Annotated in this window: 17 protein-coding genes; 8 read left to right on the plus strand and 9 right to left on the minus strand. The window is 54.0% G+C overall.

Going from position 1 to position 19,030, the window contains the following annotated elements; translation table 11 throughout:
• The 7 genes from lpxB to PTW35_RS03205 all read left to right on the plus strand — a co-directional run bounded on the left by lpxB (nt 1) and on the right by PTW35_RS03205 (nt 9,748).
• Nucleotides 1-1,140, plus strand: a complete 1,140-nt coding sequence (gene lpxB, locus PTW35_RS03175) for a lipid-A-disaccharide synthase (protein ID WP_281026504.1) — start codon at nt 1-3, stop codon at nt 1,138-1,140.
• 1 nt (nt 1,141) lies between these two features.
• Nucleotides 1,142-1,747 carry a ribonuclease HII gene (gene rnhB, locus PTW35_RS03180; RefSeq protein WP_044622598.1) on the plus strand — a complete coding sequence of 202 codons (606 nt, stop codon included), beginning with the start codon at nt 1,142-1,144 and terminating at the stop codon, nt 1,745-1,747.
• A gap of 145 nt (nt 1,748-1,892) precedes the next feature.
• Nucleotides 1,893-5,372: a DNA polymerase III subunit alpha gene (gene dnaE, locus PTW35_RS03185; RefSeq protein WP_281026505.1), complete on the plus strand. Its 3,480-nt coding sequence runs from the start codon at nt 1,893-1,895 to the stop codon at nt 5,370-5,372.
• Between the two features lie 60 nt (nt 5,373-5,432).
• A complete protein-coding gene (gene accA, locus PTW35_RS03190) occupies nt 5,433-6,392 on the plus strand; it encodes an acetyl-CoA carboxylase carboxyl transferase subunit alpha (protein WP_044622600.1) in 960 nt (319 codons plus the stop codon).
• 140 nt (nt 6,393-6,532) lie between these two features.
• A complete protein-coding gene (gene tilS, locus PTW35_RS03195; RefSeq protein WP_281026506.1) occupies nt 6,533-7,855 on the plus strand; it encodes a tRNA lysidine(34) synthetase TilS in 1,323 nt (440 codons plus the stop codon).
• 130 nt (nt 7,856-7,985) lie between these two features.
• Nucleotides 7,986-8,297, plus strand: coding sequence for a c-type cytochrome (locus PTW35_RS03200; protein WP_281027425.1), 312 nt, complete (start codon nt 7,986-7,988; stop codon nt 8,295-8,297).
• Between the two features lie 239 nt (nt 8,298-8,536).
• Nucleotides 8,537-9,748: an aromatic amino acid transporter gene (locus PTW35_RS03205; RefSeq protein ID WP_281026507.1), complete on the plus strand. Its 1,212-nt coding sequence runs from the start codon at nt 8,537-8,539 to the stop codon at nt 9,746-9,748.
• A gap of 124 nt (nt 9,749-9,872) precedes the next feature.
• Here the strand turns inward: PTW35_RS03205 and PTW35_RS03210 are convergent, their stop codons facing one another.
• The 9 genes from PTW35_RS03210 to metN form a co-directional block, all read right to left on the minus strand.
• Nucleotides 9,873-10,061, minus strand: coding sequence for a DUF4250 domain-containing protein (locus PTW35_RS03210; protein ID WP_281026508.1), 189 nt, complete (start codon nt 10,059-10,061; stop codon nt 9,873-9,875).
• Nucleotides 10,061-10,267: a YaeP family protein gene (locus PTW35_RS03215; protein WP_281026509.1), complete on the minus strand. Its 207-nt coding sequence runs from the start codon at nt 10,265-10,267 to the stop codon at nt 10,061-10,063. Before PTW35_RS03215 ends, PTW35_RS03210 begins: the two co-directional genes overlap by 1 nt.
• Before the next feature lie 145 nt (nt 10,268-10,412).
• Entirely contained in the window at nt 10,413-11,273 is an 861-nt protein-coding gene (locus tag PTW35_RS03220) for a GGDEF domain-containing protein (RefSeq protein WP_281026510.1), read from the minus strand.
• 79 nt (nt 11,274-11,352) lie between these two features.
• A complete protein-coding gene (locus PTW35_RS03225) occupies nt 11,353-12,486 on the minus strand; it encodes a patatin-like phospholipase family protein (RefSeq protein ID WP_281026511.1) in 1,134 nt (377 codons plus the stop codon).
• A 150-nt stretch (nt 12,487-12,636) separates the two neighbouring features.
• On the minus strand, nt 12,637-14,352 hold the full coding sequence (locus PTW35_RS03230) for a proline--tRNA ligase (RefSeq protein WP_281026512.1): 1,716 nt from the start codon (nt 14,350-14,352) through the stop codon (nt 12,637-12,639).
• Between the two features lie 160 nt (nt 14,353-14,512).
• Nucleotides 14,513-15,217, minus strand: coding sequence for a tRNA (N6-threonylcarbamoyladenosine(37)-N6)-methyltransferase TrmO (gene tsaA, locus PTW35_RS03235; protein ID WP_281026513.1), 705 nt, complete (start codon nt 15,215-15,217; stop codon nt 14,513-14,515).
• 125 nt (nt 15,218-15,342) lie between these two features.
• Entirely contained in the window at nt 15,343-16,158 is an 816-nt protein-coding gene (locus PTW35_RS03240) for a MetQ/NlpA family lipoprotein (protein WP_281026514.1), read from the minus strand.
• A gap of 82 nt (nt 16,159-16,240) precedes the next feature.
• A complete protein-coding gene (locus PTW35_RS03245; RefSeq protein ID WP_281026515.1) occupies nt 16,241-16,927 on the minus strand; it encodes a methionine ABC transporter permease in 687 nt (228 codons plus the stop codon).
• Nucleotides 16,917-17,951 carry a methionine ABC transporter ATP-binding protein MetN gene (metN, locus tag PTW35_RS03250; protein ID WP_281026516.1) on the minus strand — a complete coding sequence of 345 codons (1,035 nt, stop codon included), beginning with the start codon at nt 17,949-17,951 and terminating at the stop codon, nt 16,917-16,919. The genes PTW35_RS03245 and metN overlap by 11 nt, the downstream gene beginning before the upstream one ends.
• Nucleotides 17,952-18,284: 333 nt before the next feature.
• Between metN and gmhB the strand changes: the two genes are divergently transcribed.
• Nucleotides 18,285-18,839, plus strand: a complete 555-nt coding sequence (gene gmhB, locus PTW35_RS03255) for a D-glycero-beta-D-manno-heptose 1,7-bisphosphate 7-phosphatase (protein ID WP_281026517.1) — start codon at nt 18,285-18,287, stop codon at nt 18,837-18,839.
• Nucleotides 18,840-19,030: the final 191 nt, after the last annotated feature.

Here is a 19,030-nt window from a genome sequence, read left to right on the forward strand (position 1 = left end):
ATGACGAAGCCACTTCGAATAGGAATTGTCGCCGGGGAAATCTCCGGCGATATTTTAGGCGCCGGCTTTATGAAGGCGGTACGCGAGCGCTATCCGGATGCCGAGTTTGTCGGTATCGCCGGCCCGCGGATGCAGGCCGAAGGCTGCCAGACGCTGTTTGATATGGAAGAGCTGGCGGTGATGGGCATTGTCGAAGTGCTCGGTCGCCTGCCTCGGCTGTTCAAGGTCAAGGCCGAGCTGGTCAAGTACTTCACCGATAATCCGCCGGATGTCTTTGTCGGTATCGATGCGCCGGACTTCAACCTTCGCCTCGAGCGCAACCTCAAAGATGCCGGGATCAAAACCGTGCATTACGTCAGCCCGTCAGTATGGGCGTGGCGCCAGAAGCGGATCTTCAAAATCGAAGCGGCGACCAATCTGGTACTGGCCTTCCTGCCGTTCGAGAAAGCCTTCTACGACAAGTTCAACGTACCGTGTGAGTTTATCGGTCATACTATGGCGGATGCGATCCCGATGGAAACCGATCAGGCTGCAGCGCGACAGTTGCTGGGGCTTGAGCAGCACAAACGCTGGCTGGCGGTCTTGCCGGGTAGCCGCGGCGGGGAAATGGAGCTGCTGGCGCCACCGTTTATTGAAACCTGCAAGCAACTCAAGGCGCAGCACCCGGATCTCGGTTTTGTTGTCGCCTTGGTTAACCAGAAGCGCCGGGCCCAGTTTGAACAGGCATGGCGCGACACCGCACCTGAGCTTGACTTCGTGCTGGTCGATGATACTGCGCGCAATGTCATGATTGCCGCTGACGCAGTATTGCTGGCCTCTGGTACGGTGGCCCTGGAGTGTATGCTGGTCAAAAGGCCGATGGTGGTAGGTTACAAGGTCAAGCCGCTGACAGCATGGCTGGCCAAGAAGATGCTTAAGACCAAGTATGTGTCACTGGCCAATATCCTTGCCGACCGCGAGCTGGTACCGGAGCTGCTGCAGGATGACTGCACCCCGGAAAAGCTGGCTGCTGAGGTGAACCGTTTCCTCGAGGCCGACAACACCGAGCTGATGGCTGAATTTAGTCGTTTGCACCAGCTGATCAAGTGTAATGCGGATCAGAAGGCTGCAGAGGCGGTATTACAACTGATTGATAACTAACATGAGCAAAGAACTAGAACCGTTTGAGTATCCGGTAGCAAGCTGTATTGCCGGTGTCGATGAAGTGGGCCGCGGCCCGTTGGTCGGCGCGGTGGTGACCGCTGCGGTAATTTTGGATCCGGCCAACCCTATCGAGGGGCTGACGGACTCGAAGAAACTGACCGAGAAGAAGCGCAACCTGCTGTTTGATGAAATCAAAGAGAAGGCACTGGCTTGGTCACTGGGCCGCTGCGAGCCGGAAGAGATCGACCAGCTCAACATCCTGCAGGCGACCATGGTGGCGATGCAGCGTGCGGTTGCCGGGCTGTCGGTCCAACCTGACTTTGTGCTGGTGGACGGTAACCGTATTCCTGAGCTGCCGATGGCCGCGCAGGCTGTGGTGAAAGGTGACTTGCGGGTGGCCGAGATCAGTGCCGCTTCTATCCTGGCGAAAGTGACCCGCGACCGCGAGATGGAAGCCTTGGATGCCGAATATCCGCAATATGGCTTTGCTAAGCACAAGGGCTATCCGACCAAGGCGCACTTCGAAGCGCTGGCCGAACATGGTGCTATCGAGCAGCACCGCAAAAGCTTCAAACCGGTCAAGCGGATCCTTGGCCTGGACTGAAGGCGGTCATAATCCTGCCAACCCGCGGATTTTTGCATCCCTCTAAAATCCGAGGCGTTAAAAGATGGTGATTAGAGTCAACAGCCATGGTGCTTTGGGCTATAATCTCCATCTTGTTTTTTGAACAACTCTATTCTGGTTAGTCATGGCTGAACCTCGTTTTATTCATCTCCGTGTCCACAGTGACTTTTCTATGGTAGACGGCTTGTCCAAAGTACCACCACTGGTGAAAGCCGTGGCCGGTATGGGCATGCCCGCAATGGCACTGACGGACTTTACCAACCTGTGTGGCTTGGTGAAATTCTACTTTGCCGCCCACGGTGCTGGCATGAAGCCGATTATCGGGGCGGACTTTAAGGTTATGTCCGACGAGATGGGTGAGGAGCTGTGTGACTTGACGGTGCTGGCTGCCGACAACGATGGCTACCAGAACCTGACCATGCTGATTTCCAAAGCCTACCAGCGCGGCCATGTCCAGCACCTGCCGGTGATGGACAAAGAGTGGCTGGTGGAGCACAAGAAGGGCTTGATCCTGCTATCGGGCGGCAAGAGCGGCGATGTCGGCAAGGCGCTGCTCAAGGGTAACCAGCAGCTGGTGGACAAGTGCGTCGAGTTCTACCAAACACATTTCCCGGATGCCTATTATCTCGAGCTGGTACGTACCGGCCGTGCTGATGAAGACGCTTATCTGCATTTTGCCATTGAGCTGGCCGAGCAGGCAGAGTTGCCGGTCGTGGCGACCAACGATGTCCGCTTCCTGACGCCGGATCAGTTCGATGCCCACGAAATTCGCGTGGCTATCCATGACGGCTATACCCTGGCCGATCCGAGCCGACCGAAGCTTTACAGCGAACAGCAGTACTTGCGCAGCGAAGAAGAGATGTGCGAGCTGTTTGCCGATATCCCTGAAGCGCTGGAAAACAGTGTCGAGATCGCCAAGCGCTGCAATGTGACCGTCCGCCTGGGTGAGTATTTCCTGCCGAATTTCCCGACCGGGGAGATGACCATCGAGGACTTCCTGATCAAGGAGTCGAAAGAAGGTCTCGAGCGTCGTTTGGCGTTCCTGTTCCCGGACGAAAAAGAGCGCGCCGAACGCCGTCCTGAGTACGACGAGCGCCTCGATATCGAGCTGAAGGTTATCAACCAGATGGGTTTCCCGGGTTACTTCCTGATCGTAATGGAGTTTATCCAGTGGTCGAAGGACAACGGGGTACCGGTTGGACCGGGCCGTGGTTCCGGTGCGGGCTCTTTGGTGGCTTATGCGCTCGATATTACCGATCTCGACCCGCTGGAATTCGACTTGCTGTTCGAACGTTTCCTTAACCCGGAACGTGTCTCGATGCCCGATTTCGATATCGACTTCTGTATGGACAAGCGTGATCAGGTGATTGATCACGTGGCCGAGATGTATGGCCGGGATGCGGTATCCCAGATCATCACTTTCGGTACCATGGCGGCAAAGGCGGTGATCCGTGACGTAGGCAGGGTATTGGGTCACCCATACGGCTTTGTTGATCGTATTTCCAAGCTGGTTCCTGCCGAGCCGGGCATGACCCTGGCCAAGGCCTTCGAAGCCGAGCCGCAGCTGCCGCAGGTGTATGAGGCTGATGAGGAAGTCAAAGATCTGATCGACATGTGTCGCATCCTTGAGGGGGTGACACGAAATGCCGGTAAACACGCCGGTGGGGTTGTAATTTCACCAACCACGATTACCGATTTTGCCCCGCTGTACTGTGATGCCGAAGGGAGCAACCCGGTTACCCAGTTCGACAAGAATGACGTGGAAACCGCCGGTCTGGTTAAGTTCGACTTCTTGGGCTTGCGTACCCTGACCATCATCGACTGGGCGTTGGGGATGATCAACCCGCGCCTTGAAAAGCAGGGCAAGGAGCCGGTCAATATCGCGGCGATCCCGATGGACGATGCCAAGTCGTTTGCCATGCTGCAGCGCTCGGAATCCACCGCGGTATTCCAGCTCGAATCGCGCGGGATGAAAGATCTGATCAAGCGTCTACAGCCGGACTGCTTCGAAGATATGATCGCACTGGTGGCCCTGTTCCGTCCGGGTCCGTTGCAATCGGGCATGGTAGATAACTTCATCGACCGTAAGCACGGCCGCGAGGAAGTCTCCTATCCGGATGCCACTTGGCAGCACGAGAGCCTGAAACCGATCCTGGAGCCGACCTACGGCATCATCCTCTACCAGGAGCAGGTGATGCAGATCGCCCAGGTCCTTTCTGGCTATACCCTGGGTGGGGCGGATATGCTTCGCCGTGCGATGGGTAAGAAAAAGCCGGAGGAGATGGCCAAGCAGCGCGCCACCTTTGAAGAAGGGGCGGTGAATAACGGCGTCGACGGCGAGCTGGCGATGAAGATCTTCGACCTGGTAGAGAAGTTCGCCGGCTATGGCTTCAACAAGTCCCACTCCGCGGCCTATGCACTGGTTTCCTACCAGACCCTGTGGCTCAAAGCACACTACCCGGCGGAATTCATGGCAGCGGTAATGACTGCCGATATGGATAATACCGACAAGATCGTTGGCCTGGTGGACGAGTGCCACCGGATGAAGCTTGAGCTGCTGCCACCGGATGTCAACAAGGGCCTGTACCGTTTCAACGTCGATGACAATGGAGCCATCGTCTACGGTATCGGGGCGGTGAAAGGGGTCGGTGAAGGCCCGATCGAAAATATCATTGCCGCGCGTGAAAAGGGCGGCCACTTCAAGGATCTGTTTGATTTTTGTGCCCGAATTGATACCAAGAAGGTGAACAAGCGGGTACTGGAGAAGCTGATCAAATCCGGTGCGATGGACCGACTGGGGCCGAACCGTGCTGCCATGATGGCGACGCTGGATGATGCTATCCGTGCCGCGAGCCAGCACCACCAGGCTGAAGCCTTTGGCCAGACCGACATGTTCGGGGTGTTGACGGCGGCACCGGAAGAGGTGGAGCACGCCTATGCCAATATTCCGGAATGGCCGGACAAAGTGTGGCTGGAAGGCGAGCGCGAGACGTTGGGGCTATACCTGACGGGTCACCCGATCAATGCCTATGTGAAGGAGCTCAAGCACTACACCACCTGGCGCCTCAAGGATGCCCACCCGACCGGGCGGGACAAAGTCGTCACTGTCGCCGGGCTGGTGATTGGTGCTCGGGTAATGACCACCAAGCGCGGCACCCGGATTGGTATCTTGACCCTTGACGACCGTAGTGGCCGGATGGAAGTGATGCTGTTCTCAGAGGCTTTGGAACGCCACTTGGAATTGATTGAAAAAGATAGAATTTTGGTCGTTTCCGGACAGGTCAGCTTTGATGATTTCAACGGCGGCCTTAAAATGTCGGCCCGGGAAGTGCTAGACATCGCAGATGCGAGAGAAAAGCACCTACGCGGTCTTGCTATCTCGTTAACCGAGAGGCAAATTGATGAACAGTTTTTTGAACGTTTCAGCAAAGTGCTGGAACCGCACCGTGCAGGTACCGTACCTGTCAACGTGTACTATCAGCGCTCGAATGCCCGCGCCAAATTGACTCTGGGAACAGAGTGGCGTGTTACCCCGGCAGATCAACTAATCTCTGATCTCAAAATTTTGCTGGGTGATAAGCAGGTTGAGCTTGAGTTTAATTAAAATAGCCCATAGTTATCTGTTATAGATTCCCATAATTATGAGCAAAAGGACTGAAATGGTATGAGCCTGAACTTCCTTGAGTTTGAACAACCGATTGCTGAACTAGAAGCAAAAATCGAAGCACTGCGTGACGTTTCGCGTCGTGATGAGTCTAAATCGGTTGATTTGGATAAAGAAATTGAGCAACTGGAAAAGAAGAGCCTAGAGCTGACCAAGAAAATCTTCGGTGATCTAGGCGCTTGGCAAGTGGCTCAGTTGGCGCGTCACCCACAGCGTCCATACACGTTCGACTATGTCGAGAATATGTTTACCGAGTTCGACGAGCTGGCAGGTGACCGTGCGTTTGCCGATGACAAAGCCCTTGTGGGGGGCATTGCCCGCCTTGATGGCCGCCCTGTGATGGTGATCGGTCACCAGAAAGGCCGCGAGACCAAAGAGAAAGTGCTGCGTAACTTCGGTATGCCAAAGCCGGAAGGGTACCGTAAGGCCCTTCGCCTGATGAAAATGGCGGAGCGTTTTAAAATGCCTATCGTGACCTTCATTGACACCGCGGGTGCATACCCTGGTGTCGGTGCGGAAGAGCGCGGCCAGTCCGAAGCGATTGCGACCAACCTCAAAGAGATGGCCGGTCTTACCGTACCGGTGATCTGTAATGTGGTGGGTGAAGGTGGTTCCGGTGGCGCGCTGGCGATCGGTGTGGGTGACTGCGTGAACATGCTGCAGTACTCAACCTACTCGGTGATCTCGCCTGAAGGTTGCGCCTCTATCCTGTGGCGCGACTCTGACAAAGCGCCTCAGGCGGCCGAAGCGATGGGCATGACCGCTGAGCGCCTTAAGGAGCTTGAGCTTATTGACAACATCATCGAAGAGCCGCTGGGCGGCGCGCATCGCAATGTTGTCGAGATGTCGGCATCATTGAAAAAGCAAATCCTGGCAACATTGGAAGAGCTTGACCAGCTTGATACCGAAACCCTGCTTGAGCGCCGCTACCAGCGCCTGATGAGCTACGGTTACTGTTAAGGTGCTGAGCTTGCCAGTGCGCAAGGAAGTTTAGAAAATAACGGGTCAGCCCTTGGGCTGGCCCGTTTTTTATTATGGATTTACCTTTGCCGGGGCTGAGAAGGTATACTTTTGCTGTGTGTTAATTCGGATGTCGCTCAATGCTTTATGCCAACCTAGAAGCCAACCTTGCAACCCTGACGGACAAATCAGCCCGTTTCGTTCTTGCCCTCAGTGGCGGCATGGACTCGCGGGTGCTGCTGCATTTGATGGGGCGCTATTTAGAACGTAACCCAGCGGCATCCTGCAAAGCCGTCCATGTTCATCACGGCCTGAGTACCAATGCCGATCACTGGGTAGAGCTCTGTGCCGGGTGGGCCAAAGAGACGGGTATCGACTTGGTGGTTGAAAGGGTTTCTCTGGCTTTGGGCAAGCGGACAAGTGTCGAACAGCAGGCCAGGGAGGCCCGTTATGCGGCCTTGCGCGCCCATATCCAGCCCGGCGATATCCTATTGACGGCCCAGCATGCCGACGACCAACTGGAAACCGTGCTGCTGGCCCTGAAAAGGGGCAGTGGGCCGGCTGGGTTATCCGCCATGCCGCAGTGGACGGCTTTCGCGTCTGGCTGGCATCTCCGCCCGCTGCTTGACCAGCCGCGGGCTGCCATTGAGCAGTACGCCCACCAACACTGCCTTGCGTGGGTGGAGGACGAGAGCAACCGCGACGAGCGCTATGACCGCAATTTCCTTCGCCATCAAATCACCCCGCTGTTGAATGCCCGTTGGCCGGGGATCCGCAAAGCCGTTGCCCGCAGTGCAGCGTTGTGTGCCGAGCAGGAGGCCCTGTTACAGGAGTTGTTGGAAGAGCAGCTCTGCCGGGCCATCTCGGCCGATCAGAGTTTGGATATCGCCTGCCTGTGTCCGGACAAGCCGGGGAGCGAGCGGCGGGCTAAGGCGCTGCTGCGCTATTGGCTTGCTGCTGTCGGCGTGAAAATGCCGTCGCAGGCCCAGCTCGATCAGATATGGTATTCGGTCGTGTTGGCCAAGCCGGATGCCAATCCTAAGGTGGGCTGGGGCGAAGTGGAAGTGCGCAGGTTTCGCAGCCGTTTGTATGTTGTCCGGCCATGGCCGGCTGTCTCCGGCGATGTGGTTCCGTTGCGGCTAAACGAAGTGAGTCTGTTGCCTGCGTCATTGGGCTCGTTGGTGCTTGCGGAGTCAGGGCATGGGCAGCTGCGCCGTCCGCGGCCGGACGAGCCGCTGTCGGTGCGCTTTGAGCCCGCAGGGCTGGAGGTCCAGCCGGTTGGCCGGGTCGGCAAGCGCAAGCTGAAGAAGCTGTTCCAGGAGTACGGGGTACCGAGCTGGCAGCGGCGGCGGACGCCTTTGCTTTTCTATGGCGAGTCGCTGGCGGCGGTGGCTGGATTGTTTGTTGTCGAAGCCTTTGCAGGCAAGGATTGTGATCTGAATTGGCACTACGAGCAGGAATAAGCGCACAATATCAATACTTAGTTTGGTATTTATTGTTGAAAAAAGGCACAATTTAAATTGCTGAGTGTGTTGTCGTGCCAGCGTCACCCCGGAAGGGGGAATGGATAACAGAGATAATAATGAGGACCTGATGAAGAAAGTATTAGCTTGTGTAATGTTAGCGGCCGTAATGGCAAGTCCAGCGATGGCTGCGGGCGATCCGGTCGCCGGAAAGGCTAAAGCTGCAGTGTGTGCAGCCTGTCACGGGGCTGACGGCGTAGCGATGATTCCTGGTTACCCAAATCTCAAAGGGCAGAATGAGCAGTATCTGGTCAGTTCGCTGAAGGCATACAAAAACAAAGAGCGTAACGGCGGCATGGCCATGGTGATGCAGCCGCAGGCTTCTATGCTTAGTGACAACGATATTGCCAATGTCGCGGCGTATTTTTCTCAAATGAAATGATCCCTGCGTCATCAGTAGCCGGTTGATCCCTCCGGTTACCTAGTACAACAGTTAACCACGGTCGCCCAGCCCTTTTCTTGCAAAGGGGCTGGGCGATTTTTAATGAATGAATGCTGTAAACCAATATTTCCACCTGCTTGGTTATCTTTTGCCCAAGTGATTACTCTGCTGTTGCGTTAAATGTTAGAACACATTATTGTACTAGCACGCTGATGCAATGGGATTGTCTAGGAGTCATTATGAGTAAACCATCCACCCTTGGAGGCGCGTGTATTATCGCCAGTGTCTGTGTTGGGGCCGGCATGCTTGGGTTACCAAGTGCAGGTGCGGGTGCGTGGACGTTATGGAGCGTGATAGCCATTTCTTTCACTATGATCATGATGACGATTTCAGGCTGGTTGCTGCTGGAAGCCCTCAAGCATTATGAGCTCAAAGCGTCGTTCAATACTGTCGCCAAAGACATCTTGAGTAAAAAGGTTAATTTTATCAATAACTTGTCGCTGTATTTCGTGGGTGGCATTCTGCTTTACGCGTATATTTCATCGTCCGGTATGATTTTCAGTGAAATGTTGGGGGTTACGCGCGAGCTGGCTTCGGTATTGTTTGTTGCGCTATGCTCGGCCTTTGTTCTGCACTCGACCCGTGCTGTGGACCGTATCTCCATTGTACTGATCCTGTTCATGATCATTAGCTTTGTACTGGGGGTTTCCGGGCTGGCTGCGAATATCAGTGTGCCAGTCCTATTTGCACAAGGCGAAGGGGAAAGCTCTTATTCGGCCTATGCCTTAGCCCTACTGCCGGTCGCGCTAACTTCATTTGGTTACCACCATTCTGTGAGTACAATGCGTGATTACTATCAGGATGAGCATCGTGCCAAAAAAGCCATCCTTGGCGGTACTCTGATTGCCCTGACATTCTATCTAGGCTGGGTGATCTGTATTTTTGGTAACCTACCACGCCATGACTTTGGCCCGGTTGTGATCGCTGGTGGCGGTGTGGATGCCCTGATGTCGGCACTGACATCAGCCATTGACTCAAACAGCATTAAACAAGCCTTGCATATCTTTTCTATTGCCGCGATTGTCTCATCATTTATTGGTGTTGGGTTAGGGGTGTTCGATTACCTGGCTGATCTATTTGGTTTTGCGGATGACAAGCAAGGGCGACTAAAAACTTGGGGCGTGACATTTGTGCCGCCATTGGTGTTCTCGTTAGTGGCGCCGTTTGGTTTTGTCGCGGCGATTGGCTTAGCCGGTGCGGCTGCGACGATTTGGACCTGTATCATCCCGGCGACGTTGGCAAAAACACTGCGTCAACGCGCACCGGAGCAAGAAGGTTTTGTGGTTCCGGGCGGCAATGCAACAATTTATGTGGTCATTGCATTCGGGGTGCTGACCGCAGCCTTCCACCTACTGGCTATGGCAAATATGCTGCCTGTCTTCAAAGGCTAGGCTAACGCTAGGGTGAGCATTTCGTCTTGAATGCATAAAAAAACGGAAGCCTTGGCTTCCGTTTTTTGTTCATCGCGGGCTGATTGCTCATTTATAGCTCATAGCTTTACGGCTCTGAGCTTGCTTATCTAAATTGCTTGGTTTCCGGCAGGTAGTCAAAACCGGCAGCTGCCAGCCTGGCAACCAGTTTGTCTTTGTCGATATCGTAGTATTTGACCAGGGCATCCAGATCACCGAACTCATCACGGAGCTTCATGTTGACGATGCTCATCAGCATGACAGGATCCATGGTCTCGTATTTGTTCAAATCCATTACGCGTCCTCGTGGTCGCTCATCAGCAGGTTGGCGGCCGCAAAGGCTGCGCGCTCGCGGACTTCCTCTGGCAGCGCGTCGTTGGCTGCGATGTCATTTAGTGCTTTGACGGCGCAGTGAATCGCATTGGGAATATAGCCCAGCTCACCGCCGCCGATCTGCGCGTAGATCATGCGTACTTGCTCGCAGCACTCGTAAACTTTCATACTTTTGTCCTTCATAAACAGTGATTTCGGCAGCCAACTAGCCATAGCGGGCTGGCGAAAACATGCTTTAATATCGCTGATGGCAGTCCCCCGATGCTGGAAAGGCTTACTATACCAAAGACTGGCAGGTGACGGCAGAGGGGATTTAGCGGGTACGCTTTTGTTTGTATAGGTGGCGATCAGCGCGGTCAACCAAGGTGATATTGGTATCGCCCTTCTGGTAGACACTAAAGCCGCTGGAGCAGCCGATTTTCAGGGTTCGCAGGGTCGCATCGTCCGCCATCAAGGCATCGAGCCGGCGGATCACATGAAGGGCTGCTGCGTCGGTCGCGGGTTGGAGCAGGACCGCGAACTCATCACCACCAATGCGATAACAGCGGTCTGTTGCCCGGACTGATTTTTTCAAAAGCAGCGCGAAATGACGGATCACTTTGTCACCGTCGGGGTGGCCAAACCGATCATTGACCTGTTTGAAGTTGTCGAGGTCGAACATGGTCAATACCAAGCCGATATTGCGTCTTTCACTCATAGCAATGGCATGGCTAATATCTTGCTCGAAACTGTTACGGTTGCCAAGGCCGGAGAGGTAATCCCGCAGCGCCATATTTTTGACTCGGCGGTACTCAAGTGCACAGGCTAGCGGCCCGGCAAATAGGCGGTGATAGGTATGAAGCAGGTTGACCTCGTCTTTGTCGAGGGCATAAGGGGTATGGTATTGCAGCTTGCCCAACTCCTGCTTATTGAAACGAAGGATGAACGTTTGCCGGAATTGAGTATTGGTACCTTGGCGGACGAGGGTAGTTGCATCATCCGAGTGCCATATTAACCTACTGATATCTATCTGTTTTTCAACTTCCCGGATGAAAATGTCAAACAACAGGTTGGTATCCAACTTGCCCTGGAGTTTTTGTAGCAACAGCAGGCGCTGATCAGCCCCAAGGGGTTTGGTCCTTGGTTTTGCATATTGGCTATCGGCCAGCTTGTCATTCCAGTGGAGTGGTTCCATACAGGTGTCAAAAAATTAATAGGGAACTTACTATAGGCAATTATTAAGCCATTTCAATACCCAAACCGAGTTTATATTATTAATTACCTGATTTAATTAAGAAACTGCGAAGAAGGGCTTCTTTTTCCTGGGTGTCTTCATACCCCATCTTGATCAGGGCGTGGATGTAGGCGGGTTCAAACAGAATATAGCTGGTGATTGCAGCATCATCCTTGGGGCTGATGCCTATTAACTGCATTAACCCCCGGGTCATGGGGGGGAGGTGGCAGTAGTACTTGCGGGCAAGGTGCTCAAAAGACCGGCTAGGTGATAGGTGGAAGGGCTCGATTTTCCTCAGTTTCTGCTTTTCTTGGATGGTCGGCATACTGTCGATCAGCGCATTGATCCGGGAGAGGTTTTCCAAATCGGCGGTTAGGGTGTCACTGAATATCGTATCCATCAGGTGGCCACCCAGTGCTGCCAGTCCTGGCGCCCGGGTGTGATCGGGACTGTCGAGCTTTTGGTTGATGAGATCGATGATCAGTATTTTATCAGCCCCCATTTTAAGCGAAGGGCGTAGCGGAGCCAATTGGTGGATGGAGCCATCCCCATAGTAGGCTTGGCCAATACGGGTCGCGGGAAACACCAAGGGAATGGCGGAAGAGGCCAGCAGGTGATCGGTGGTGATCAGTGAGCGTCGCCCCTTCGACTTGGCCCGGTCCCACTCGTTGATGTCTGATTGGCCTTGGAAAAAACTGACGGAATGACCGCTTTTGTAGCTGGAGGCGGTGATGGAAATGCCGTGGAGATTGCCGGCAGTAATCTGCTTTTCCAGCCGGGAGTAGTTGTTGACCTGGTTGAGCAGTTGGCGCAAGGGGCGGTTGTTGAGCAAGCCAAAGGGGGGGCGTTCATGATGGTGGGCCTGGAGGCGGGCAAACCACTGGCTGGCCAGGTAACCACTCATGCCCCGAGGCGTCGTCGCAAATATGCGCCGGCTGTGCAGGCGTGACCAGATCCACTCCAGCTTTTTGACACCGAGGCGAAAGCAAGAGGCGTAACAGGCGATTGAAGTGGCGTTGATAGCCCCTGCCGACGTACCGCAGTAAATACTGAACGGGCTGTGGTGAACCCGTGGATACCATTCGGAAATGGCCTTGAGGACCCCAACCTGGTAGGCAGCCCTTGCCCCCCCTCCGGTGAGGAGCAGGCTGATCCGTGGCGTTTCCTTGCCCATAGCGCACCTTTTTTCTTTTTCTACCTATAACTATATCCCCATTTTCGTACCTGATGGAATATAGCTTGGTAATAATGAGGTAAGCCGTTGGGTCACAGTTAAAAAAAAGCCTCCGCATGGGAGGCTTGAGGAACGTGCATCGTGTAGAGATTAAGCCAGTTTCTGCTTAATGAACTCAACGATATCGGCCACAGCAACACCTTCTTTGGTGCCGGCACGACGGTCTTTGTATTCCATCTCGCCGTTTTCCAGGCTGCGGTTACCGATCACGATAGTGTGCGGGATACCGATCAGCTCGTGGTCGGCAAACATCACACCTGGGCGCTCTTTACGGTCGTCGAATAGGACTTCGATACCAGCAGCCGTCAGATCAGCGTACAGCTTCTCAGCCGCTTCCTTCACTTCAGCTGACTTCGCCATGTTCATCGGTACGATAGATACCTGGAACGGAGCGATCGCGTCAGGCCAGATGATGCCGTTTTCATCGTTGTTCTGCTCGATAGCAGAAGCAACCACACGGGATACACCGATGCCGTAACAACCCATTTCTAGGATAACGTTCTTGCCGTCAGGGCCCAGTACGCCACAGTTCATCTTCTCTGAGTAGTTCGTACCCAGCTGGAAGATGTGGCCGACTTCGATACCGCGCTTAAGCTGGATAGTACCCTGACCGCATGGGCTTGGGTCACCTTCAACCACGTTGCGTAGATCTTCTACCTTGCCAAGCTCAACATCACGACCCCAGTTGATACCGAAGTAGTGCTTGTCGTCAACGTTAGCACCAGCGCCGAAGTCGCTCATTACCGCCACAGAGCGGTCAACGATGAACGGCAGTTTCAGGCCTACAGGGCCTAGTGAGCCTGGGCCGGCACCGATCAGGGCACGGATCTCTTCTTCGGTTGCCATCTCAAGCGGAGAAGCAACTTCTTTAAGGTTTTCGGCCTTAACTTCGTTCAGCTCGTGATCGCCACGGATGATCAGGGCAACAAGATCTGCGTCGATTTCGTCAGAGGCTTTGACGAACAGTGTTTTGACCGTTTTCTCGATTGGCAGCTCGAACTGCTCAACAAGCTCAGCGATAGTTTTCGCGTTTGGCGTGTCAACCAGCGTCATTTCTTGGGTTGGTGCCGCCAGCTCAGTTGCAGGAGCCAGTGCTTCTGCTTTTTCGATGTTTGCTGCGTAATCAGACTCGGTAGAGAAAGCGATCAAGTCTTCACCGCTCTCTGCCAAAACGTGGAACTCGTGAGAACCGCTACCACCGATTGCACCGGTATCGGCCAGTACTGGACGGTAGTCAAGGCCCATACGGTCAAACGCCTTGCAGTATGCTTCATGCATAGCTTCGTAAGACTGCTTTAGGCCTTCTTTGTCAATGTCAAAGCTGTACGCATCCATCATGCAGAATTCACGTGCACGCATTACACCAAAGCGAGGGCGGCGTTCGTCACGGAATTTGGTCTGGATTTGGTACAGGTTTAACGGCAGCTGCTTGTAAGAGCTCACTTCGTTACGCACAAGGCTAGTGATCACTTCTTCAGCTGTCGGGCTAAGTACAAACGGACGATCATGGCGGTCAGTAAAGCGAAGTAGCTCAGCGCCCATCTTTTCAGAGCGACCTGTCTCTTCCCATAGTTCGAACGGCTGAACCACGGGCATCAAAGTCTCAACAGCACCTGCATTGTTGATTTCTTCGCGAACAATGTTCTCGACCTTACGTAAAACACGCAGACCAGTAGGCAGCCAGGTGTAAAGACCTGAAGCCAGCTTACGGATCATACCTGCACGAAGCATTAGCTGGTGGCTAACAACTTCTGCGTCATTTGGAGTCTCCTTCAGAGTAGAAAGAAGATAGTTACTGGTACGCATTGATGGTATCCGTTTGTTTAGATGAAAATAAGGAATGTGGGGAACAGGCCCCAGCCACCTATGTAGGCGGTAACCGCATATACTACCAGCCAATTGGCCGTTAGCCAAAGGGATTGGGTAGCCGCAGCGGGGAAATTGCCCCTAAATAAAGCCTCCAGCGTTATTTGGCTATCGGTTTATCCAGTGCCGTAACGGTCACCACGCCGTTGATAACGGTGAATTTAACATTGTAGTCGAACAGGTGGACGGCATATTCCTTGGTATCGGCTTTGCCTTTTTTATAGGCCGGGCGAGGGTCTTGCGCCAAGACCTCTTCAATCACCGCCCTCTGGCGAGCGAGCTGCTTGCCTTTGAACTGGCTCTCGGCCTGTTCGGTGAATACCACTGGCAGGGTTGCCGGCTCGCCGTCGGCAAAGCCGCCATGGGCTTGAGGCAGACTATCGGAATAGGGGATGTAAGGCTTGATATCGACAATCGGGGTACCGTCGACCAAATCAACACCGCCAAGCTCGATAATGACATCACTGCCTTGCTGGCGCACACCGATCAATTCCACCGCCGACATACCGATGCCATTAGGACGGAAGGTTGCCCGGCTGGCAAACACCCCAATACGCTCGTTGCCGCCGAGGCGGGGAGGGCGGACGGTGGGGCGCCATCCTGCCTCGAGGTTCTGGTCGAACAGGAAGAGGAGCCACAGATGGCTGAATTGCTCCAGCCCGCGAACAGCTTCTAGGGCATTGGCCTCACCTTGAAGGACGATTTCAGAGCGAGCACTCGGAACCAATCCCGGCTGGCGCGGGACGGCAAACTTTTCTTTGTAAGGGGAGCGGACAATGCCGATAGGTTCAATCTGATATGACATGGCAGTTCAGGTGAGCAATGTGTTATGGGTAATGGCGCAGAACATAGCATTATGGCGGGGGCAAAAAAAGCCCCGGCATGGTGGCCGGGGCGGGAATTGCTGAGGTGGGATCAGGTAAGGGGAAATTACCAGCCTTTAACTACGCCACCCTGGAAGATCTCTTTCGCCGCTTCGTACACCACGTCTGACTGGTAAGCCTTGATGAAGGTCTGCACGTTTTCTGCGTCAACGTTGTCTTCACGGGCAACAATCAGGTTCACGTATGGTGACTCTTTGTCTTCCACGAACACACCATCACGCTCTGGTGTTAGGTTGATGCTGCTTGCGTATGTGGTATTGATGATGGCCAGCTGGACATCGTCCAGAGAACGAGGAAGCTGGGCCGCTTCCAGTTCAACAATTTTCAGGTTGCTCGGATTTTCCACGATATCCAATACGGTCGCGGTTAGGCCAACGCCATCTTTCAGTTTTAGCAGGCCTTGCTGCTGAAGGAGAAGCAGAGAGCGGCCAAGGTTGGTTGGATCATTCGGTACTGCAATCTGGTCGCCGTCTTTTAGCTCATCGATAGATTCGATTTTGCTTGAGTAACCGGCAATCGGGTAAACAAAAGTGTTACCGGCAACGGCAAACTTGTAGCCACGGTCGGCAATTTGCTGATCAAGGTATGGTTTGTGCTGGAAGGCATTGGCATCGATCGAGCCTTCTTCCAGCGCCGCATTCGGCGATACGTAATCGGTGAAGGTGATCAGCTCAACATCCAGGCCGTATTTTTCCTTGGCTTCTTTTGCTGCTACTTCAGCCACTTGCTCTTCAGCGCCTGCCATCACCCCAATTTTAATTTTGCTGTTATCAACCACTGCGTCCTTCTCGCCACAACCGGTCAGTACCAATGCTGATGCCAGGCCGGCGACGGCGACGAGGTTCTTCAAATTAAAAGCCATGTTATATCTCCTTAAAACTGGGGTTTCCGTAATACTAGATGGAATATGTGTTATCTGTGTTGTTTGTTATCGGTGCTGTCTGTTACCTGTGATCGAAGCGCTTGACCAGGTGGTCGCCGGCTGACTGGATCAGCTGGACCAGGATAACCAGCATCACCACGGTGATCAGCATGACGGTTCCGTCAAAGCGCTGGTAGCCGTAGCGGATCCCGACGTCACCCAGGCCGCCGCCACCGACGGTCCCGGCCATTGCCGAATAGCTCACCAAGGTAACCAGGGTGATGGTCACCGCGTTGATGATGCCCGGCAGGGCTTCTGGCAGCAGGACCTTGCTGATGATCTGGCGTGGGGTTGCTCCCATCGCCTGCGCCGCTTCCACCAGGCCGGTTGGAACTTCCAGCAGTGCGCCTTCAACCAAGCGGGCGATGAACGGAATGGCTCCCACGGTAAGCGGGACGATAGCGGCAGCGGTACCGATGGAGCTGCCGACCACGAAGCGGGTAAATGGGATGATCGCGACCAGCAGGATAATAAATGGGATCGAGCGGCCGATGTTGGTCACGATCCCCAGTGCTTTGTTGAGCACCGGGTTGGCCAGCAGGCCGTTTTCCTTGGTCAGGTGCAGGGCAACCCCTACCGGGATCCCGATCAAAAAGCCGATCAGTCCTGAGGCTAAGACCATGACCAGGGTTTGGCCGAGGGCGTCGATCAGCAGATCAACCAAACGTTCATTCTGGGTCCACCAGGTGGTAATTGAATCAAGCAACATAGCCCAATACCTCTACATTTACTTTGTGATCGCGAAGGAAATTAATGGCTTGTTCTGCCGCTTGTTCGGTACCGAAGAACTCGGCCAGCATTAGACCAAACTTGACACCGCCGGCGTAGTCCATGTCGGAGCTCAGGATACTGATATCAATATTGAACTCGCGGGCCACCTGGGAGATCAGCGGGGCATCGACCGATGCTCCGGTAAACTCAAGGCGGATCAGCGGGTAGCTGTTTTCAATCCGGGTTTCAACCATGCGGGCCCGGTAGTCTTCCGGAATGGAAAGATCCAGCGTTGAGCGGATGAACTCGCGTGCCAGTTCGGTTTTCGGATGGGCAAAGATTTCACCGACCGGGCCTTTTTCGACCAGCTCACCGCCTCCGATGATCGCCACTTCGGAGCAGATGCTTTTGACCACATCCATTTCATGGGTGATCAGCAAAATGGTCAGGTTGAGCTTGCGGTTGATCTCCTTGAGCAGTGTCAGGATCGACTGGGTCGTTGCCGGGTCAAGGGCGCTGGTGGCTTCGTCGCACAGCAGCACTTTGGGATCGGAGGCCAGCGCACGGGCAATGGCCACACGCTGCTTCTGGCCGCCACTCAAGTTGGACGGGTAGGACTCGCGCTTGTCGGCCAAACCAACCAGTTCAAGCAGCTCATCGACCTTGGTTTTGATAGCGGACTTGCTGGTGCCGGCCAGTTCGAGGGGCAATGCGACGTTGTCGAAAACGGTACGGGATGACAGCAGGTTGAAGTGCTGGAAAATCATGCCTATTTTGCGGCGGGCCTGGGTCAGCTCCTGGTTTGATAGCTGGGTCAGGTCGATGCCGTCAACAATGACATGACCGCTGGTCGGGCGCTCAAGCAGGTTAACACAGCGGATCAGGGTACTTTTACCGGCACCGGAAGAACCAATCACCCCGAAGATGGTGCCTTGCTCAATGGTCAGGTTGATTTCACGCAGTGCGTGGATCTCCTTGGCCCCTTGATAGAAGACTTTATTGACTCTGTTTATTTCTATCATCGTATTTCCCAAATCCTATACCGCGTTGATGACGGGCACGCCCATCAATGGCTGCGACCGGTATATTGTTATGTTGTGTGTTGCATTTACATTATTTTCTTGATGCGAGAGCTCTGTCTGCCAATTGCATCTATGGCTTTGATGCTATGGGCTAACATAAATGAAGTCAATAGATATTTTTACGTCTGGACGTCTAAATGTCTTTATAGCCATACTTCGGCCGTGACTTTTTGTTTGCTTTGGCCATAGGGACTTAGAGAAACAGGTGAATCCCTTTGCCAGCCGTGCCATAATTTGGGGCATAACGAATACAGCGAGACAGAGGGCTAACACTTGGCCAAACCAGCAGTTTTTATTGACCGTGATGGCGTGATTAACATCGATCACGGCTACGTGCATACCACCGACGACTTTGAATATGTCGAGGGGGTGTTTGAAGCCTGTAAGAAACTTAAGGCGATGGGGTATATGTTGGTGTTGGTGACCAACCAGGCCGGTATAGCCCGAGGCATGTACACCGAAGATGAGTTCCTGACCCTGACCGAGTGGATGGACTGGAACTTCGTTGATAACGGCGTGGAGTTCGACGGTATTTATTACTGCCCACACCACCCGACAGAAGGTAAAGGCGATTATCTTCAGGATTGCAACTGCCGCAAACCAAAGCCAGGTATGTTTATCTCTGCCCGTGACTTCCTCAAGATTGATATGGCCAGCTCGGTGATGATCGGTGATAAGGCCGATGACATGAAAGCGGCCGAAGCTGCCGAAGTCGGCACCAAAATCCTAGTGCGTACTGGCAAGCCGGTCACCACCGAAGGTGAACAACTGGCTGACGCCGTGCTCGACAGCGTGGCCGATGTGCCAGCTTGGCTGGCAGCACAATAATCCTGCACCTATCCTCTTGTTACCAAGGCCGCATTCGCGGCCTTTGTTTTATTTTTTCATGTCAAAGCTCTACCTCTCGCTGATTGTTAATATAAAGTTAATATGAGCGTGGCGTTTTCGAGCTGGTTTCCTGCCTCGTGTGAATAGATGCTAGTGGGAATGGCGCATCGTGCCTGTTTGACATGGAGCCG

It is taken from the genome of Photobacterium sp. DA100 (assembly GCF_029223585.1).
Taxonomy (GTDB): domain Bacteria; phylum Pseudomonadota; class Gammaproteobacteria; order Enterobacterales; family Vibrionaceae; genus Photobacterium.